The organism is Burkholderiales bacterium (assembly GCA_013695435.1).
Lineage (GTDB): Bacteria > Pseudomonadota > Gammaproteobacteria > Burkholderiales > JACMKV01 > JACMKV01.
On record JACDAM010000231.1, the window covers coordinates 1 to 18,060 of the forward strand.

18 protein-coding genes, 3 tRNA genes and 1 pseudogene are annotated in these 18,060 nt (G+C 58.9%); 14 read left to right on the top strand and 8 right to left on the bottom strand.

The genetic code is table 11. The features are described 5' to 3' along the window. Positions 1-258: 258 nt before the first annotated feature. From H0V78_11600 to moaA, 5 genes are all read right to left on the bottom strand, one after another. Positions 259-732, bottom strand: coding sequence for an SUF system NifU family Fe-S cluster assembly protein (locus H0V78_11600; GenBank protein MBA2352396.1), 474 nt, complete (start codon positions 730-732; stop codon positions 259-261). A gap of 73 nt (positions 733-805) precedes the next feature. Then, positions 806-1,747, bottom strand: coding sequence for a helix-turn-helix transcriptional regulator (locus H0V78_11605; GenBank protein ID MBA2352397.1), 942 nt, complete (start codon positions 1,745-1,747; stop codon positions 806-808). Further along, positions 1,717-2,340 carry a molybdenum cofactor guanylyltransferase gene (gene mobA / locus H0V78_11610; protein ID MBA2352398.1) on the bottom strand — a complete coding sequence of 208 codons (624 nt, stop codon included), beginning with the start codon at positions 2,338-2,340 and terminating at the stop codon, positions 1,717-1,719. Before mobA ends, H0V78_11605 begins: the two co-directional genes overlap by 31 nt. Continuing rightward, positions 2,321-3,133, bottom strand: a complete 813-nt coding sequence (locus H0V78_11615) for a formate dehydrogenase accessory sulfurtransferase FdhD (GenBank protein MBA2352399.1) — start codon at positions 3,131-3,133, stop codon at positions 2,321-2,323. Before H0V78_11615 ends, mobA begins: the two co-directional genes overlap by 20 nt. A 172-nt stretch (positions 3,134-3,305) precedes the next feature. Next, complete coding sequence (gene moaA / locus H0V78_11620) at positions 3,306-4,331, bottom strand: GTP 3',8-cyclase MoaA (protein MBA2352400.1); 1,026 nt, start codon at positions 4,329-4,331, stop codon at positions 3,306-3,308. 172 nt (positions 4,332-4,503) lie between these two features. Between moaA and H0V78_11625 the strand changes: the two genes are divergently transcribed. From H0V78_11625 to H0V78_11670, 10 genes and pseudogenes are all read left to right on the top strand, one after another. After that, positions 4,504-4,947, top strand: a complete 444-nt coding sequence (locus H0V78_11625; GenBank protein ID MBA2352401.1) for a DUF3305 domain-containing protein — start codon at positions 4,504-4,506, stop codon at positions 4,945-4,947. Next, positions 4,944-5,528 (top strand): DUF3306 domain-containing protein, encoded by a 585-nt coding sequence (locus H0V78_11630; protein ID MBA2352402.1) that lies wholly within the window; start codon positions 4,944-4,946, stop codon positions 5,526-5,528. Before H0V78_11625 ends, H0V78_11630 begins: the two co-directional genes overlap by 4 nt. A 133-nt stretch (positions 5,529-5,661) precedes the next feature. Next, complete coding sequence (locus tag H0V78_11635) at positions 5,662-7,746, top strand: 4Fe-4S binding protein (protein ID MBA2352403.1); 2,085 nt, start codon at positions 5,662-5,664, stop codon at positions 7,744-7,746. Then, positions 7,733-8,371, top strand: coding sequence for a molecular chaperone TorD family protein (locus H0V78_11640; GenBank protein MBA2352404.1), 639 nt, complete (start codon positions 7,733-7,735; stop codon positions 8,369-8,371). The genes H0V78_11635 and H0V78_11640 overlap by 14 nt, the downstream gene beginning before the upstream one ends. A gap of 61 nt (positions 8,372-8,432) precedes the next feature. Continuing rightward, positions 8,433-8,651: a twin-arginine translocation signal domain-containing protein gene (locus H0V78_11645; protein MBA2352405.1), complete on the top strand. Its 219-nt coding sequence runs from the start codon at positions 8,433-8,435 to the stop codon at positions 8,649-8,651. Positions 8,652-8,773: 122 nt separating this feature from the next. Then, complete coding sequence (locus tag H0V78_11650; protein MBA2352406.1) at positions 8,774-11,572, top strand: formate dehydrogenase subunit alpha; 2,799 nt, start codon at positions 8,774-8,776, stop codon at positions 11,570-11,572. 29 nt (positions 11,573-11,601) lie between these two features. Continuing rightward, positions 11,602-12,183, top strand: a pseudogene (locus tag H0V78_11655) (4Fe-4S dicluster domain-containing protein). A 68-nt stretch (positions 12,184-12,251) separates the two neighbouring features. Next, positions 12,252-12,482, top strand: a complete 231-nt coding sequence (locus H0V78_11660; GenBank protein ID MBA2352407.1) for a hypothetical protein — start codon at positions 12,252-12,254, stop codon at positions 12,480-12,482. Positions 12,483-12,501: 19 nt separating this feature from the next. Further along, positions 12,502-13,581 (top strand): formate dehydrogenase subunit gamma, encoded by a 1,080-nt coding sequence (locus H0V78_11665; GenBank protein MBA2352408.1) that lies wholly within the window; start codon positions 12,502-12,504, stop codon positions 13,579-13,581. Between the two features lie 29 nt (positions 13,582-13,610). Further along, positions 13,611-14,024, top strand: coding sequence for a formate dehydrogenase (locus tag H0V78_11670; GenBank protein ID MBA2352409.1), 414 nt, complete (start codon positions 13,611-13,613; stop codon positions 14,022-14,024). A gap of 119 nt (positions 14,025-14,143) precedes the next feature. Here H0V78_11670 and H0V78_11675 read toward each other — a convergent pair whose 3' ends face one another. From H0V78_11675 to H0V78_11685, 3 genes are all read right to left on the bottom strand, one after another. Then, positions 14,144-14,455, bottom strand: coding sequence for a DUF2007 domain-containing protein (locus H0V78_11675; protein MBA2352410.1), 312 nt, complete (start codon positions 14,453-14,455; stop codon positions 14,144-14,146). A gap of 6 nt (positions 14,456-14,461) precedes the next feature. Continuing rightward, the gene (locus H0V78_11680; protein ID MBA2352411.1) at positions 14,462-15,271 is read right to left on the bottom strand and encodes a kinase/pyrophosphorylase; all 810 of its coding nucleotides are present in this window, start codon (positions 15,269-15,271) and stop codon (positions 14,462-14,464) included. A gap of 135 nt (positions 15,272-15,406) precedes the next feature. Then, positions 15,407-15,481: transfer RNA gene (locus H0V78_11685), tRNA-Val, on the bottom strand. 130 nt (positions 15,482-15,611) lie between these two features. Between H0V78_11685 and gltX the strand changes: the two genes are divergently transcribed. From gltX to H0V78_11705, 4 genes are all read left to right on the top strand, one after another. After that, the gene (gene gltX / locus H0V78_11690) at positions 15,612-17,009 is read left to right on the top strand and encodes a glutamate--tRNA ligase (GenBank protein ID MBA2352412.1); all 1,398 of its coding nucleotides are present in this window, start codon (positions 15,612-15,614) and stop codon (positions 17,007-17,009) included. A 49-nt stretch (positions 17,010-17,058) separates the two neighbouring features. Next, positions 17,059-17,134, top strand: a tRNA-Ala gene (locus H0V78_11695). Between the two features lie 32 nt (positions 17,135-17,166). Continuing rightward, positions 17,167-17,242 (top strand) — tRNA-Glu (locus tag H0V78_11700). A gap of 61 nt (positions 17,243-17,303) precedes the next feature. Beyond that, positions 17,304-17,639 (top strand): hypothetical protein, encoded by a 336-nt coding sequence (locus tag H0V78_11705; GenBank protein MBA2352413.1) that lies wholly within the window; start codon positions 17,304-17,306, stop codon positions 17,637-17,639. The last annotated feature ends 421 nt before the right edge of the window (positions 17,640-18,060 follow it).

An 18,060-nucleotide genomic window follows, 5' to 3' on the forward strand; every position in this document is an offset into this window, starting at 1 on the left:
ACGACGACTGTAAATTATTTCGACAGTCGCGTACCGCGAATCGTGTCGCCTTTACCGCAGACGCGGTCGACTTCCTGCGTTTTCTGTGATGTAAGCTTTAATTGCTTGGCAAGCCGACAAAAACGAAACGCGTGCAAGGCTTTGTTCGCCTAGCGTGCGTTACTTCCATTGTCATGCCGTCGTTCTGCAAACGCAATACCGGGGCGCTTTCGCGGGCATGGTGTTTTGCCAGCGCAACGTATTAAGGCGGCGCCCGCCCTACTGCGGGCTGTCGTTCAACGCCGAAGCCAGCGTGGTCCAGGCGAGCGCCGCGCATTCGACTCGCGAAGGGAAATCTCGCACCGCATTCAGCACGGCTAGATGGCTGGCAAGGAGGCTTGAGCCGGCCTCCGCGTCGATCTGGTCGGGCTCGCCGATCTGGTCGGCACCGGACAGGCGCGCCAGCGCGTTGAGCAGCATGGCGATCGAACCCAGCGCTTCATCGCGGGATTTGCCTTTTACGTGCTCGGTCATGATGGATGCGGAAGCCATCGAAATGCCGCAGCAACTGCATTGGAAACCGGCATCCTCTATGCGGCTGTCATGGAGGCGCAAATAAACGGTCAAGGTGTCGCCGCAGAGCGGATTGAAGCCTTCGACGCGGCGATCGGCGTTAGCGATCTGGCGATAGTTACGCGCATTTTTGATGTGATCCATGATCACATCGTCGTAGAGTTTGTTGAGTTTTGCCATTGTCGGGAATGCTGCGGGTGCAATGTCCGGCGAACCGGCGCAGGATGATGCTGCTGCGCCGATCGGCTGTTGCTTATGCAGTGCCGGACGCCATCTTGCCGAGCGTGGACAGATCGTAACCGCCCAATTCCTTTGCCGCTTCGCGCAAACGGGAATCACCAAGCAGCGTCAGAAAACGTTGAAAGAGCTGACGGAAAAACACATCCCGCGGCAGGACGAGATCAAAAAATTCCCAGCCGAGCGGCAGAAAACCCAGGCCGAATTCGCTCGCCGCGCTGGCTGCCCCTGGCGCGCAATCGGCCTTGCCTTGCGCGATCATCGAGGCTGCATGGCGCTCGGACAGGGCGATCCCGACCACGGCGATGTCATCACTATTCAAGTACCGATCGCGCAGCACGCACTGCAGGTAATGCTGCGATCCCGAGCCCGCTTGACGCATTGCCCAGCGCAGCGGCATCAGAGCGCGCAGATCCGTCCTCTCCTTGTGCCGGGGCGACACGATGATGCCCTGCAGCCGTTTCGCCATGTGCACGATAGCCCAGGTTTCGTGTCCAGGGTAGCGTCCCAACAGCCGCTTGTGCTGTTCGCCGCTGTCATCGGCCGCGCCCCAATGAACGGCGCAGACATTGGCGCGTTTCCTGACCAGCAGTTCGAGTCCACCCAGTGTGCCGGTGGGCGAAAACGAAACGAGCGCTGCGTCGCCGAGATCGGCGGCGAGCGCGGCGACCGCTGCGGTAAGCAGCGGATCGTCGCTGCCGGTGAGGATCAGCCGGTCGGTCAGGACGCCGCCGCGTGCGGATTCGAGCAGCCACTGATCAAGCAGGGTTTTCGGAAACAACCATTTGCCGGTAGCGTTGGTCGCCGGAATCGCGCCATCCTTGATCAGCGCATAAATGGTTTTCTCATTGAGCTGCAAATACTCGGCCGCCTGCCGCACCGTTAGGTAATCCGGCACGGGTCGCGCATGTTTGGGCAAATCGTTGGTCACGACCGGTTGCACTCGACGCGGCGCAATTCGTCTTCGGTATTGATGTTGCTGAAGCTTTCCGGCTCGTCATCGAAAGACACTTCGACGACTTTCAGGCTCGCGTACCAGGCATCGATTTTCCGTCCGCCATCGCCCAGAAAAGCGCGCAGATGCGCGTGCAGTTCACGCCGGCACAAACAAAAAACCGGATGCGGCTGATCGCCGGTTTTGGCGACGGCGAGTTGCGCATTGTGCGCTGTCAACGCGCCCCGCAAATTCTTGACCAGGTGTTCCGGCAGAAACGGCGAATCGCACGGGACGCTCGCAATCAGCTCATGCCGCGCCCGCGCCAGGCCACGTTCGAGGCCGGCCAGCGGCCCGGCGAATCCGCCGATTTCATCGCTGATAACGGCATGACCGAAGCGCGCGTATTGCTCGTGGTTTTGATTGGCGTTGATCAGGATTTCATCGACTTGCGGCGCGAACCTTTCCAGCACCCAGGCGACCATCGGCTTTCCCCGCAGCACGCGCAAGCCTTTGTCGACGCCGCCCATGCGCCGGCCCTGGCCGCCGGCGAGTATCAGACCGGTGATCCCGCTTACCGATCCGGCGCCGGTGCGGTCAGCGCGTAAAGCGTTCATGCCCGGTAAACAGCAGGTAATGTTTGCCCTGCGCGCGGCCTATCATAGTCAGGCCGATCTGCAGCGCGATTTCATAACCCATCTGCGTCAGGCCCGAGCGCGATATCAATATGGGTATGCCCATTTGCGCGGTTTTGATGACCATCTCGGAAGTGAGCCGGCCGGTGGTGTAGAAAGTTTTGTCCGCGCCGTCGATATCCTCCAGCCACATGCGGCCGGCGATCGCATCGACCGCGTTGTGGCGGCCGACATCTTCGATGAACATCAGGATATCGCTGCCATGCGCCAGCGCGCAGCCGTGCACGGCGCCGGCCTGCTTATAGATGGTTTCCGAGCGCCGCACGTTGTCGAGCAGGCCGTAGAGTGTGGCCTGGGAAAGTTGCGCTTGCAGCGGCAAGCGGATTTCGCCGATGTTATCCATCAGTTCGCCGAACACGGTGCCTTGTCCGCAGCCGGTCGTGACCGTGCGTTTTTCCATGCGCGCGTCGAGATCGGCCAGGCCGTTTCGCGTCGTCACCGCGACTGCGTTGACTTCCCAATCGACCTGCACGGCGGCGATTTCCTCGATTGAAGAAACGAGCCGCTGATTGCGCAAATAACCGATGGCAAGCGCTTCCGGCGCGCCGCCCAGAGTCATCAGGGTGACGATTTCGCGCTTGTCGATGTACAAGGTCAGCGGATTTTCGCCGGCAATCTCGGTCGGAACGATTTCACCGCGCTCGTTGTGAGCCTCGACGGTGAAAGTCAGCGGGCGCGCAGCCTGGGTCAGGAGCGGGCGGTATGGCGCATTCACCGAAAAAAGATCAGAAATCAAGAAGGACTTTGGGTGTTGAAAAACGTAACGAGCGCAAACAGGCGCGGTCAGGCTAAGGCGCGAGGATCGAACGAAGCGGAATCACCGGGCATTCCGAAAACCTGGGCAGTTTTGGCAGGCGGGTTATAACGCCCCGGGTTACAACGCCGTTTTACCCCCCGGTCATCGACATGAAGCGGATGACCTTCGGCGTCGGCAGGTAAACGTTGAAATCGTGGCCTTTGGGCTTGATGCCCATCGAATCGACGATCGCCTGTTTGAGCGCGGTATCGTCATCGGCAAAGCGGCGCAGCGACGGCATCAAATCGAGCATGTCGTTCTGCCCCAGGCACGGAAACAACTCGCCGCGGCAGGTGATGCGAACGCGATTGCAGCTATCGCAGAAATTATGCGAGTGTGGGGAGATGAAGCCGACGCGCGTGCGCGTGCCGGGAATGCGCCAGTAACGCGCCGGGCCGCCGCTGGATTCGGCGCTGGCGTGCATCTCGAAGCGCTGCTTGAGCTGAGCCAGCGCAGCGTCCGAGCTGTAGTAGGTGTTGGCGCGCGCGTGATCGACTTCGCCCAGCGGCATTTCTTCGATGAACGAAATGTCGATTTCGTTATTGATCGCGAATTGCACCAGATCGGGGAGTTCGCCATCGTTGGCGCCGCGCATCATGACCGTATTCAGCTTGATTCCGGAAAAGCCGGCAGCCTTGGCGGCGGCGATGCCGCGCAACACCTTGTCGATATCGCCGACGCGTGTGATCTCTTTGAAGCGCCCGGCATCCAGCGTATCGAGACTGATATTGATGCGCTTGACGCCGGCATCTTTCAGTGGCTGCGCAAGACGTTCGAGCTGCGAGCCGTTGGTCGTCATGACCAGTTCTTTCAAACCATCGAGCTTGCCGATTTGTCGCATCAGCCAAACGACGTTCTTGCGCACCAGCGGCTCGCCACCGGTGATGCGAACTTTGGTCACGCCGAGGCTGACAAAGACGCGTACCACCCGCAGGCATTCTTCAAGCGACAACACCTGATCGCGCGGCAGAAACACCATGTCTTCCGCCATGCAATATGTGCAGCGAAAATCGCAGCGGTCGGTGACCGACAGCCGGATATAAGTGATGCGACGCCCGTACTTGTCGACCAGCGGCTGGGTCTGCAAAAGGGGGTCAGCGACTATGCTATCGGGCATAAAACTCAGGCGGTTCTTCCGCGGTTAGTGGATTCGTTGAAGCAAAAAGCTTGGACAGCTATTTCGTTTGAGTGTTTGAATGATCGGGCGCAGAATCCGCGAGTGGACGATTGCCTACAGCTTTCGTCACGCGCCGAACCCTGGTTTTTCTCGCAAACACCTGCCGATCGAAATGGATCAACCCACTTATCCTCTGGCAGTCATCATGGAGCGTATCGCTCTGGAAAACAAGTGGTGCACCGAGAAGTGGGAAGTCAAGGGCGTCGTGCGCGATGTGTTCGGCGCGGAGGCGAAACGGCGCGTTATTTACGAGGACGCGAAGCATACGCAAATCTTGTTTCCCGGCTACGTTCTGGTTTTGTACAAGGACGAGGTCGATAACTATCATCTGAATTTGAGCGCGCCGACTCCCAAGGTTTTTGTGCTTTGGCGCGAGCAGGAGGGAACGCCGGTCCCCCATTCGCTGACGGTGAGCTACGGCGAAGCCGCGCGATGGATGGACAGCAACGAGACAGTCGATGCGGTGGCGCTGCCCGAGGAACTCTATCCATGGATCAGCGAATTCATTGAACGTCATTATCATCCGGAGCCCAAAAAAATCAGGCGGCGTACATGAGCGACGATCGCGACAAGACGGAAGGTTTCCTGGCGCGTTGGTCGCGGTTGAAGACCCGGCCGGTCAGCACGGGCGAGAAAGTCGGGCAAGATCGGGCAGGCGATCGCAATTCCGTTGCCGGAACGCCGGCCGAAACGCCGAAAATCGGCGCCAACAGCAATCAGCAGGCAGCCGCCGCCGGGGCTCCGGCACGCGTCGCGCTGCCGCCGCTGGATAGTTTGAACATCGATTCCGACTATTCACCTTTCTTGCAGCCCCATGTCGAAGAATCAGCGCGCCGAGCCGGGCTGCGCAAACTGCTGCGCGATCCCCATTTCAATGTCATGGACGGCCTCGACGTCTACATAGAGGATTTCGGCAAGGCCGATCCGATGCCGGCGGCGATGCTCGCGGATCAGCTCAGGCAATTGCTCGCGGCGCAAAGCCGCGATGTGGTTGAGGAAGAGGGTGAAGCCAAACCCGCCGATATTACCGACACACCAGTTGCCGAGGCGCCGGTACAAGTGGGGCAGAATGACGAGCCTGTCGAGCAATCCGCTCACGCTGCGGACAAAATGTCTGACAAGCGCGATGGCGTTTAGTCTTTTTTGGGTAACTTTATGGATTTCTGTTCAGATTAGCTGGCCCGGCGTATGCTCAGGCGAAGCTGACACGCACTGTGCTTAGTAGACGCCTTCCCTGAAAACGACGCTGCTCTGTAATTGCAATAAAACGATGCCGCTCGATGCGAAAGCATTGACGAAGGCATTGTCGTCGGCTGCGTCCGATTTTCCCGACTCTACCGTCGTCATTCATCAGGAACTCTGTCGTCGCCAAATCGGCGCTTTCGATGCCGCGCAGGCCACTGAAGACGTGCTCGTCTGCTGTACCCAGGAGGCGACGCTGTTCCGGGAAATCTCCGAACAACGCGATGCCAACGTCTCGTTCCTGAATATCCGTGAAAGCGGCGGCTGGTCCGCGAATGCGGCGTTGGCAACGCCCAAGATTGCCGCTTTGATCGCCGCCGCCGCGTTGCCTGAGCCTGAGCCGGTGCCGGGAGTTTCCTACCGATCCGAGGGCCGTTTACTGATTATCGGAGAGCCAGCCGCCAGCCTGAAATGGGCTGAACAATTGGCCGGACAGCTTGACGTCGCCGTCCTGCTCACGCCGCCGACCCACGCGCAAGCCGCATCGGCATCGGCCTCGGCGGAACTGCCGATCGAGCGCCGCTATCCGGTGTTTTCCGGCAAAGTCCAGACTATCGAAGGCTACCTCGGCGCGTTCGACGTGGTATGGCATCAGGCCAATCCGATCGACCTCGAGACCTGTACGCGCTGCAACGCCTGCATCCATGCCTGCCCTGAGCAGGCGATCGATTTCACTTATCAGATCGATCTCGATCGCTGCAATTCGCACCGTGTCTGCGTAAAAGTCTGCGAGGTTGGCGCAATCGATTTTGCGCGCGCGCCCGACGCCGCCCGCCGCAGCGAGCGCTTCGATCTGATACTCGACCTGTCGCCGCAACCCCATTTGCAAATGCACCAGCCGCCGCAGGGTTACTTTGCGCCGGGCGTTGATTCCTTCGGCTTGGCCAACGCCGTACGCGAGTTATCGCACATGGTCGGCGAATTCGAGAAACCGAAATACTTCGTCTACAAGGAAAAGATTTGCGCGCATAGCCGCTCCGGCATAGAAGGTTGTACGCAGTGCATCGATGTCTGCTCGACGCGCGCGATTTCGCACGACGGCGATCATGTCAAGGTCGAGCCGCATCTGTGCATGGGTTGCGGCGCCTGCGCCAGCGTATGCCCGTCCGGCGCGATGACATTCGCGTATCCGCGCGTCGCTGATATCGGCGCCCACATCAAGACCATGCTGCAAGCCTATGGCAAGGCTGGCGGGAAAGACGCGTGCATGCTTTTTCACAATGCGAGCGATGGCCGCGATCTGATTGCCAGGCTTGCGCGTCGCGGCAAAGGTCTGCCGGCCCGCGTCATTCCGCTCGAAACGCATCACGTTGCCGCACTCGGGCTTGACCTGATGCTGGGCAGCATCGCTTTCGGCGCATCTCAGGTTGTCGTCCTGAGCGCCGGATCGGAGGCGCCGGAATATCGCGATTCGCTGCGCCGGCAAATGGATTTCGCCGAGGAAATATTGCAAGGCATGGGATATGGCGGACAGCATTTCGCCTTGATCGATGCGCACGATGTGGGCGCTTTCGAGCGGGCGATCTGGCAACTCGAGCCGGCGCAAACGGCCAGGGCCGCAACCTTCAATCTGTCGAACGAAAAGCGCGCCACCCTTGATTTCTGCTTCAATCACCTGGCGAAAAATGCGCCGCAAGCGCGCGCTGAAATCGCGCTGCCGGCGGGAGCGCCGTATGGGGCGATCGCAGTCAACAAGGACCGCTGCACCTTATGTATGTCGTGCGTCGGCGCCTGTCCGGAAAATGCGCTTCTCGATTCCAAGGAATTTCCGCAGCTTCGCTTCGTCGAGCGCAACTGCGTGCAATGCGGCTTGTGCGCAAACACCTGCCCGGAAGATGCGATCACCCTGACGCCGCGCCTCCTGCTCGGCAGGGAAGCGAAACAGGAACGCGTGCTGAACGAGGCCGAAATATTCGCCTGCGTACGTTGCCAGAAGCCATTCGCAACCCGGCAGATGATAGACAACATGCTGGGTAAGCTTGGCGCGCATTCGATGTTCACATCGGCAGCCGCGCTGCACCGGCTCAAGATGTGCGCCGACTGCCGTGTGCTCGATATGATGGCGAATGTCGATCACGGCTCCATTCTGGAACAAGTCGATGACCGCCGCTGATAGCGCTATGGCGCTTATGCCGTTGCCCGAAGCCGGCACTGAGGAGTGCGCCCGCGCCGATTTTTACGGCTTGATCGCCAACCTTTTTTACGCTGCGCCGTCAGCGCAACTGCTGGCGATCATCGTGGATGCCGATGACTTGGTTGCCGCCGGCGATGAAAGCGTCTTTTTCCGCAACTGGCAGCAACTGCAACGGACGGTGCGCGACGCCGATCATGATGCGCTGCGCCAGGAATACGAAACGCTGTTCGTCGGCGTCGGCCGCGGACTTGTCGTGCCGTACGCTTCGTACTATCTGACCGGTTTTTTGATGGAAAAGCCGCTGGCCCGATTGCGCTCCGATCTCGCAGCCATGGGATTGGCGCGCCGCGGTAAAGTCCATGAGCCCGAGGATCACATTTCAGCGTTGTGCGATGTGATGCGGCTTCTGATTATCGGTAGCGATACTCGTCCTGCCGCTGATCTGTTGCAGCAGCGGGAATTTTTCGAACGCAACCTGAAGCCATGGTATGCCCGCTTGCATGAGGATTTACGAAAAACCGAGGCAGCAGTTTTCTATAAAACCGTCGGCGGCTTCACTCAGGCTTTTTTTGATCTTGAAGTTGAATCATTCGCTATGGATTAGGCATAGAATCGTTAACATCCGGTGAGCACATTCAGTGGGCAAACAGTACGAGGAGAGCAACATGAGCGCGACCAAGGCCAGCAAAACAAGCAGCGCCAGCCGTAGAAAATTCATTGCGACCTTGGGATTGGGCGGTGCCGCGGCCGCGGCCGCGGTCGTCCTGAAGGGGCAAACCGAGGCTCAAAAGCTCGCGGCCGGAAGTGCGGGCGACAAGCCCGCCGACGACGGCTATAAACTCACCAGCCACGTCCGTAATTACTACCGAACCACTCAAGTCTGACTGCGAGGAGAGCCGACATGCTGCTAACCAGAAAGTCCACGACCGAAGTTGGTCAAATTGGCAATGGCGCCAGCGGCAGCAAACGCCTGAGCCGTCACGCTACCGGCTTCCTGGCTGCGACCATGGATCGCCGCAGCTTTCTCAAACGTTCGGGTGTCGCGGCCGGCGCCGGCGCCGCGCTCAGCCAACTGCCGTTCAATATGATCGGCGATGCGAAAGCCGCCGACGCAAAGCCGACGCAAAACGGCGAAGTTGCGGTCAGACGTACGGTTTGTACGCACTGCTCGGTCGGCTGCGCGGTCGATGCCGTGGTCGAGAACGGCGTCTGGGTGCGCCAGGAACCGGTATTCGATTCACCGTTGAATCTGGGCGCGCATTGCGCCAAGGGCGCGTCGGTCCGCGAGCATGGCCATGGCGAGCACCGGCTGAAATATCCGATGAAGCTCGTCAACGGCAAGTACCAGAAAATTTCCTGGGATCAGGCAATCAACGAAGTCGGCGACAAACTGCTCGCGATCCGCAAGGAAAGCTCGCCGGAAGCGACCTACTGGATCGGCTCGTCGAAGCACAACAACGAGCAGGCGTTTTTGTTCTGCAAGTTCGTGCGCATGTTCGGCACCAACAACACCGACCATCAGGCGCGCATCTGCCACTCGACGACCGTCGCCTCGGTAGCCAATACCTGGGGCTACGGCGCCATGACGAATTCCTACAACGACATGCAGAACAGCAAATGCATGGTGTTCATCGGCAGCAACGCGGCCGAGGCGCACCCGGTATCCCTGCTGCACATTCTGCACGCCAAGGAAAACGGCTCGAAGATGATCGTCGTCGATCCGCGCTTCACGCGGACCGCGGCCAAAGCCGATATGTATGTGCGCATACGTTCGGGCACCGACGTGGCTTTCATGTGGGGCATCCTGCATCACATTTTCAAGAACGGCTGGGAAGACAAAAAGTACATCGACGACCGCGTGTACGGCATGGACAAGATTCGCGAGGAAGTCGCGAAGTGGACGCCCGACGTGGTGCAGGATGTGACGGGCGCCAGCGAAGCCGAAGTCTTTCAGGTCGCCAAGACGCTCGCTGAAAACCGGCCGGGCACTATCGTCTGGTGCATGGGTATCACCCAACACTCGACCGGCAACGCCAACACCCGCGCGATTCCGATCGTGCTGCTGGCGCTGGGCGACGTCGGCGTTTCCGGTGGCGGCGCCAACATTTTCCGCGGCCACGACAATGTGCAGGGCGCAACCGATGTCGGCCCGAATCCCGATTCGCTGCCGGGCTACTACGGACTTGCCGAAGGTTCGTGGAAACACTGGGCCGCAGTCTGGGGCGTCGATTACGAATGGCTGAAAGGCCGTTACGTCTCCAAGGAGATGATGGAGAAGCCGGGCATGACGGTATCGCGCTGGATCGACGGCGTGCTCGAGAAAAACGAGAACATCGACCAGGGTCCGAACCTGCGCGCGGTGATTTACTGGGGCCATGCGCCGAACAGCCAGACGCGCGGCGTCGAGATGGTCGAAGCGATGAAGAAGCTCGATCTGATCGTCGTGGTCGATCCCTATCCGTCCGCGACCGCGGCGATGGCGGCGATGGTCAGGCAGGACGGTGTCTATCTGCTGCCGGCTGCCACCCAGTTCGAGTGCGACGGCTCGGTTACGGCTTCGAACCGTTCGCTGCAGTGGCGCGAAAAAGTCATCGAACCGCTGTTCGAATCGAAGACCGATCACGAGATCATGTATCTGTTCTCGAAGAAATTCGGTTTCGACAAGGAGATGTGGAAAAACATCAAGGTCACGAACAATAATCCGAGCATGGAAGACACGCTGCGTGAAATCAATCGCGGCACGTTCACAATTGGTTACTCGGGTCAGTCGCCTGAGCGCCTGAAGTTGCATATGAAGAACATGCATACCTTCGACGTGAAGACGCTGCGCGCAAAAGGCGGCCCATGCGACGGCGATTATTTCGGTCTGCCGTGGCCGTGCTGGGGCACGCCGGAACTCAAGCATCCGGGCACGCCGAATTTGTACGATACCTCGAAAGAGGTCAAGGATGGCGGCCTGAATTTCCGCGCTAATTTCGGCGTCGAGAAGGACGGCGTCAACCTGTTGGCGGAAGACGGCTCGCACTCGAAGAACGCGGAACTGACGATGGGATATCCCGAGTTCGATCATGTGCTGCTGAAGAAACTCGGCTGGTGGGCGGATCTGACCGACGCAGAGAAAGCCAAGGCCGAAGGCAAGAACTGGAAAACCGATCTGTCGGGCGGCATCATCCGCGTCGCCATCAAGCACGGCTGCGCGCCGTTCGGCAACGGCAAGGCGCGTGCGGTGGTGTGGAATTTCCCGGATCCGGTGCCGCTGCATCGCGAGCCGCTGTTCTCGCCGCGGCCCGATCTCGTCGCCAAGTATCCTTCGTACGACGACAAGAAAACCTTCTGGCGCCTGCCGACCTTGTTCAAGTCAATACAGACAGCGGCCGATTATTCGAAGGATTATCCGCTGGTCATGACCAGCGGCCGCCTGGTCGAATACGAAGGCGGCGGCGAGGAAACGCGCTCGAATCCGTGGTTGGCCGAGCTGCAACAGGAAATGTTCTGCGAAGTGAATCCGAAAGACGCCAACGACAAGGGTGTGCGCAACGGCGAATACATCTGGGTCGAAACGCCGAGCAAGGCGCGCCTGAAGGTGCGTGCCCAGGTGACCGAAAGAGTCGGTGCAGGCGTCGTGTTCCTGCCTTTCCACTTTTCCGGCTGGTGGATGGGAAAAGACCTGCTCGACAAGTACCCGGAAGGTGCTGCACCCATCGTGCGCGGTGAAGCGGTCAACACGGCGACGACTTACGGCTATGACTCCGTCACCATGATGCAGGAAAGCAAAACTACTTTATGCCGCTTCGCCAAGGCATAGACAAACATCACTCAGCGAGGAGTCAGATCATGGCAAGAATGAAGTTTCTGTGTGATGCCGAGCGCTGCATCGAGTGCAACGGTTGTGTGACTGCGTGCAAAAACGAAAACGAGGTCCCCTGGGGCGTCAACCGGCGCCGCGTCGTCACGCTGAATGACGGCATTCCCGGCGAGCGTTCGATGTCGGTCGCGTGCATGCATTGCTCGGATGCGCCGTGCATGGCGGTGTGCCCGGTCGATTGCTTCTACAAGACTGCTGAAGGCGTCGTGCTGCACGACAAGGATTTGTGCATAGGCTGCGGCTACTGCTTTTACGCCTGTCCGTTCGGCGCGCCGCAGTTTCCGCAGGACGGCGCGTTTGGATTGCGCGGCAAAATGGACAAATGCACGTTCTGCGCCGGCGGTCCGGAAGCCAATGGCTCAGAGGCCGAATTCAAGAAGTACGGCCGCAACCGTCTGGCCGAAGGCAAGCTGCCCGCTTGCGCTGAAATGTGTTCGACCAAGGCATTGCTCGGAGGCGATGGCGATGTCATTGCCGACATCTACCGTACCCGCGTTACGCGTCGCGGCAAAGGCTCCGAAGTGTGGGGCTGGGGGACGGCTTACGGCAAACCCGATCAGCAGCCGCAAACGTCGCCGGAGCAAGCTCCGCAGCAGGCGCCACGGGGAGGGAACAACTCATGAGCGTTCGACGTCTGCTCGCAATTCCTCTGGCGGTGTGCCTGGTTGCGCTGGGCGTTGCCGGCTGCGGCGAAAAACCGCAGGTCGTCAACTACAAGCAAGGCAAATATCAGGGCAAACCCGACAGTCCTTCATGGGAAAACGAACGCTTCAAAGGTGATCAGACCGCCTGGGAAAAGCAGTTGCGTCAACGCAACCTGGCGCAGAACGAGTATCTGCGCACCAACTAAACCCGGCGGAGGGACGACTATGATGAGCAGAGCTGTGCTGGGCGCGTTGGCGCATTGGCTGCTGGTTTTGACGCTCGCGAGCGCGGGCGCCGCATGGGCGGACGAGAAGCAGCCCTATGTGACGCCACCGCCTTCATCGTCCGACCAGCGGACGATCAACCAGGTCGAGCGTCAGCAGACGCAACCGTACAACAACGCGCCGCTGTGGCGAGAAGTGCGTTCGGGCGATGCCGGCGTGACGCAAGTCAAAGGCATCGAAACCGGCGTGCTCGTGCAACCGCAAGGCGAAACGTGGCGGGCGCTGCGCAACGGGCCGGTGATTTTCTACGGCGGTATCTTGCTGCTGGTCGTGCCCGCCGCAATCCTACTGTTTTTTGCCTGGCGCGGACCATTGAAGACGCACAGTCCGCCATCCGGCCGTCTGATCCAGCGCTTCACGAGCTGGGAACGGCTGATTCACTGGCTGACTGCGATCAGCTTCGTGGTTCTGGCGTTGTCCGGAATTCTGATGCTGTTCGGCAAGTACATCGTGCTGCCGCTGTTCGGCTATACCTTGTTTTCGTGGATCGCGATCGTTTCGAAAAACCTGCACAACTTTGTCGGGCCGCTGTTCGTGTTCTGCACGCTGCTGATGTTTTTCACGTTTGTCGGCGGCAATTTCTGGCGCATCTACGACTGGAAGTGGATCAAAAAAGGCGGCGGCATGGTTAGCGGCGAGCACGTGCCGGCCGGCAAATACAATGCGGGCGAGAAGCTCTGGTTCTGGGGCGGGGTGACGCTGCTCGGCATCGTCGTCAGCGCATCCGGCCTGATTCTCAATTTCCCGAACTTCGATCAGGGCCGCGGCTTGATGCAGCAAGCCAACATAGTGCACGGCGTAGCCGCTTTGTTTTACATGGCGGCATCGCTCGGACATATTTACCTCGGCACCATAGGCATGCAGGGCGCATATCGATCGATGCGGCACGGCACCGTCGACGAAACCTGGGCCAAAGAGCATCACGAATACTGGTACGACGATCTGAAAGCGGGGAAGGCCGTTGCTACGCCACCGACTCACTCGAAACCGGGTCCGCGCGCGCAACCGCAGCACGGGTAAACCATTTTTCCTGCGATAAGGAATCAGCCATGAAAATTTCGAAATTGAGCGCGCTTCTCGTTGCAGCGGCATTCGGATTGTTGAGCGGTATTGCCGGCGCCAAGCTGCCGCCCCCGACTCCGGAGGCACAGGCTAAAGCCGACGAGGCGAAAGCCAAGGCCGCGGCCGCTGCCGAGGTGGAGAAAGCGAATCTGGCCAAAGCGCAGGACCGCGTCGCGGCGCGTTATATCGAGCAGCAGAAAGAAAAAGGAATAACCGTTACGCCGACACCTGTGGTCGCGCCGCCTGCCGCAGCAGGCGCGCCATCGACCACGCCCGCGGCGGCTTCGCCGACCAGGCCTCTCGAGAAAGCCGAGGCGCATTCGGCGCCCGTCGACCCCAAAGGCGATGCGAAGATGGATGGCAAGGTGACGGAAAAGAACGAAGCAAACAGACCGAAGTAGCGTCGCGCGGCCGCGTATGCCGGCGGTGATTCGCTTCAGATATTCGTCAGATTCGCTTTAAGAAAAGGGCGCATTGGAATGCGCCCTTTTCATTCGATTCAAGCCAGCCTATCGGAAAATCATCCCGGCAACGTTGCCGAGCAATTCCAGCAGATTTGAAAGTTCCCGGGGTTTTCCTCTCCGCAATTCGCACACGAAGCAAGCCCCATCTCGAGCGGACCGCATTGGTACTCGAGCAATATTCTTTTCGCACGAACAGAATCTTTCGGGTTGCAGAGCCAGACTTCGGGATAGGCTTCGTTGACCGGAATTTCGCCCAGCCCGCCCTGCGCGTTCTGATTGAAAATCCGCACATCGATACCCTCGTTCGCAAGCAGATTCAGAACGATATGGGCGTCGGGAAGATTGGCTGCGCTATACAGCTTCTTCATCGAGCGTCAGTACGCGTGGCGCGCCAGCGATGCCGATTGCAGGATGGTCGTCGCCAGTTCTTCGATCGACTTGTTGGTGGTATCGAGGAACGGTATTCCTTCCTTACGCATCAGGGCTTCGGCTTCCCGCGCTTCGAATTCGCAGTTGACCATGGTCGCATCGGGATTGCGTTCACTGCGAATCTGGCGCAGACGCTCAGGCGCGATGGTGAGCCCATAAAGCTTGGGCCGAACCGATTTCAGCGGCGCTGGCAATTGCATCGAGCTGAAGTTTTCCGGATTCAGCGGAAAATTGGCCGCACGCACGCCGTAGTGCATCGCCATATACAAACTGATCGGCGTTTTACCGCAGCGCGATACGCCGACCAGAATCACGTCGGCTTCCGGCAAATCGCGCGTGGCAATGCCCGCGTCATGATTCAGCGCAAAGTTGACAGCCTCTATACGCCGCACGTAATCGAAGCGATCACGGGCGTGCGAGCGGCCCATGGTATGCGATGACTTCATGCCGAGTTCGGTTTCGAGCGGCAGGATGAAGATTTCGAAGCAATCGAGGAACAGGCCGTTTGCCATCGAGATAACGGCGCTTATCTCGGGATTGACCAGCGTACCGAATACGAGCGGCCGGGCGCCGTCGGTTGCCGCCTGCTCGTTGATCCGATGCGCGACCGCATAGGCTTTTTCGACCGTATCGACGAAAGGCAAAACCGTTTCGCTGAACGCCATGTCGTCGAACTGAGTCAGAAGCGCATGTCCCAGCGCTTCCACGGTAATGCCGGTCCGGTCTGAAACGAAGAAAGCTGCGCGCTGGGTCATGGGTATAGGGGCTTCGAGCGTCGCAAATGTCGCGATATTCACTTTAGCACAAAAGTTTTTTGCCCGGCTACGCTCGCGAACGCTAGCTGCGGCAGGGCTAATCGAGCAGCAAGCGAACTAAATATCGAAATGGATTGGTGGGCGGCACTGGGTTCGAACCAGTGACCCCTGCCGTGTGAAGGCAGTGCTCTACCGCTGAGCTAGCCACCCGAAGCGCGAATTAAATCATGGCGTCAGACGCCCGGTCAATTTGCCCCGCGGCCCGTTCCAGGTTTGCGGGCAATACCACGCGCGGCTCGCTAAAATGCCGCTCATCGAGTCAAACATGGCGAGTCGAAACATGGAAAACATACGAACGCGTTTCGCGCCGAGCCCGACAGGTTATCTGCATATCGGCGGCGCACGCACCGCGCTGTTCGCCTGGGCTTTTGCCCGGCGCACCGGCGGCCGATTCCTGCTGCGCATCGAAGATACCGACGTCGAGCGATCGACCCAGGCTTCGGTTGACGCCATTCTCGACAGCATGCGCTGGCTGGGGCTCGATTACGACGAGGGCCCGTATTACCAAAGCGAACGTATGCCGCGCTATCGCGAAGTCATCCAGCGTTTGCTGGATGAGGGGAAAGCGTATCGCTGCTATGCGAGCAAATCCGATTTGGAGGCGCTGCGCGAAACACAGCGCGCTCAAGGGCTGAAGCCGCGTTACGACGGCCGCTGGCGCGATCCCAGGGCTGCGCCGCCGAAGGATGTGGACCCCGTCGTGCGCTTCAAAAATCCTTTGGCCGGCGAAGTGGTATTCGATGACCTCATCAAGGGCCGCATCGCCGTGGATAATAAGGAACTCGATGACTTAGTCATAGCGCGCGCCGACGGCACGCCGACCTACAATTTTTGCGTGGTCGTTGACGACTACGATATGAACATCACACACGTGATACGTGGCGACGATCACGTCAACAACACGCCGCGCCAGATCAACATCCTGACCGCGCTGGGCGCCTCCATTCCGTGTTACGCGCATGTGCCGATGATCCTCGGCGGCGATGGCGAGCGTTTATCCAAGCGTCACGGCGCCGTCGGCGTGATGCAATATCGCGATGAGGGTTATCTGCCGCAAGCGCTGCTCAACTATCTCGCTCGGCTCGGCTGGGCGCATGGCGATGCCGAGATTTTTTCCATCGCGCAATTCGTGGAATGGTTTGGCCTCGCCGCGGTCAACAATTCCCCCGCGAGATTCGATTTCGAAAAATTGCTGTGGGTGAACCAGCAGCATCTGAAGGCGATGAATGATGCGGAACTGGCGCAACTGGTCGCGCCGCTGATGGAACAGGATGGCATTGACCTGGCGACGCAACCGGCCCTGTTTGACGTAATCGCCCTGCTCAAGGAGCGCAACCAGACGCTGCGGCAGCTGGCGCGCTCGGCCTCGTGGTTTTATCGCGCGCCACAGGCGCCGGAAGAAATCCGACGCGAGTATTTTACCGGGGACATCAAGCCTTCGATCATGGCGCTTCGGGAAAAACTCGGCGCGACCGAATGGAGCAGGGAGGCAATCAGCAAGGCGCTGAAATCGGTAGCCTCCGAATATGATCTGAAGTTTCCGCAACTGGCCATGCCGCTGCGCGCAATCGTCGCCGGCCAGACGCAAACGCCCGCGATCGACGCGACGCTGCATGTGCTGGGCAAAGATTCCGTGTTGAACCGCATCGACGCGCAGCTGCGGCAGTTTCCGCCCTGACCTTCCTTTACAGCGTTCGCGCCGCGCCAGTATAATTCGCGTGCTTTTCGGGGGTATAGCTCAGCTGGGAGAGCGCTTGCATGGCATGCAAGAGGTCAGCGGTTCGATCCCGCTTACCTCCACCAAGCTTCCACACCGGGCTTACTTTTTATAGTCCGTCCCCATCGTCTAGAGGCCTAGGACATCGCCCTTTCACGGCGGTAACACGAGTTCGAATCTCGTTGGGGACGCCAACAAATCAAATAGTTAGCTTACCGGCGCATGGCTGTACGGAAAAAAGCCGGAAATAAAACGGTGAACGAGAATCTCATAACGCAACTGGAAGAGCTTGGAGAGAAGCAGGTCCAGCGCGGCGTAATCTCTGGAGAATGGGGTCGGCCCGGAAGCGAAACTTATGCCAAAGTCATTCAATGGCTTGATTTTGTTGCGGCGTCAAAGCGCGATGCCAGAGAAAAGCGCACCTTACTAATTTCTTGTGCTGCCCTCGCCGTCAGTGTCATAGGCGCGCTAGGCGCGCTATTCCAGATACTCAATTTAAGAGACCGGGGCCCCTCAAAACGAAAATGGAAAGCACTTTCGCGGTTTTCATTCCCTCTGAATCTTCGCCAAGTTTTTTGGGGAAGGTTGTAATAGTTTCTTGCGCGATGGAACACCAGCACCAAAGTATTAGAGGTGAAGTCTTCACTTTTATTGAAAGGCCGTCTTCTCTTTCGCACAACGAGCTTTACGCAAACGGGAACGGTTATCCTCCCGAAGCATACCCGTTGAATCTTGACGCGATGGTAGATGCTGGTAAGGAAGTCGGAAAACTACGTGTCCTTGACCAGACTTCGCGAATATCTGGAGAAAAGAATGACTTGTGTATTCTTGCTAAATCCTTCTGTTTTGAAAAACTAGAGAAGGACGAGCTTCGTCGACATTGTTACTTCGAGAAATTTCGCGGCTACCTGATGGCCCTGGAACGTCTCACTCGGTGCGAAGATTTGGTGCGGTTTATAAGGAGTATTGAGTCAATTCCGCAGGTTGTGGTGAAGCCTACTGTCGTGGAGCC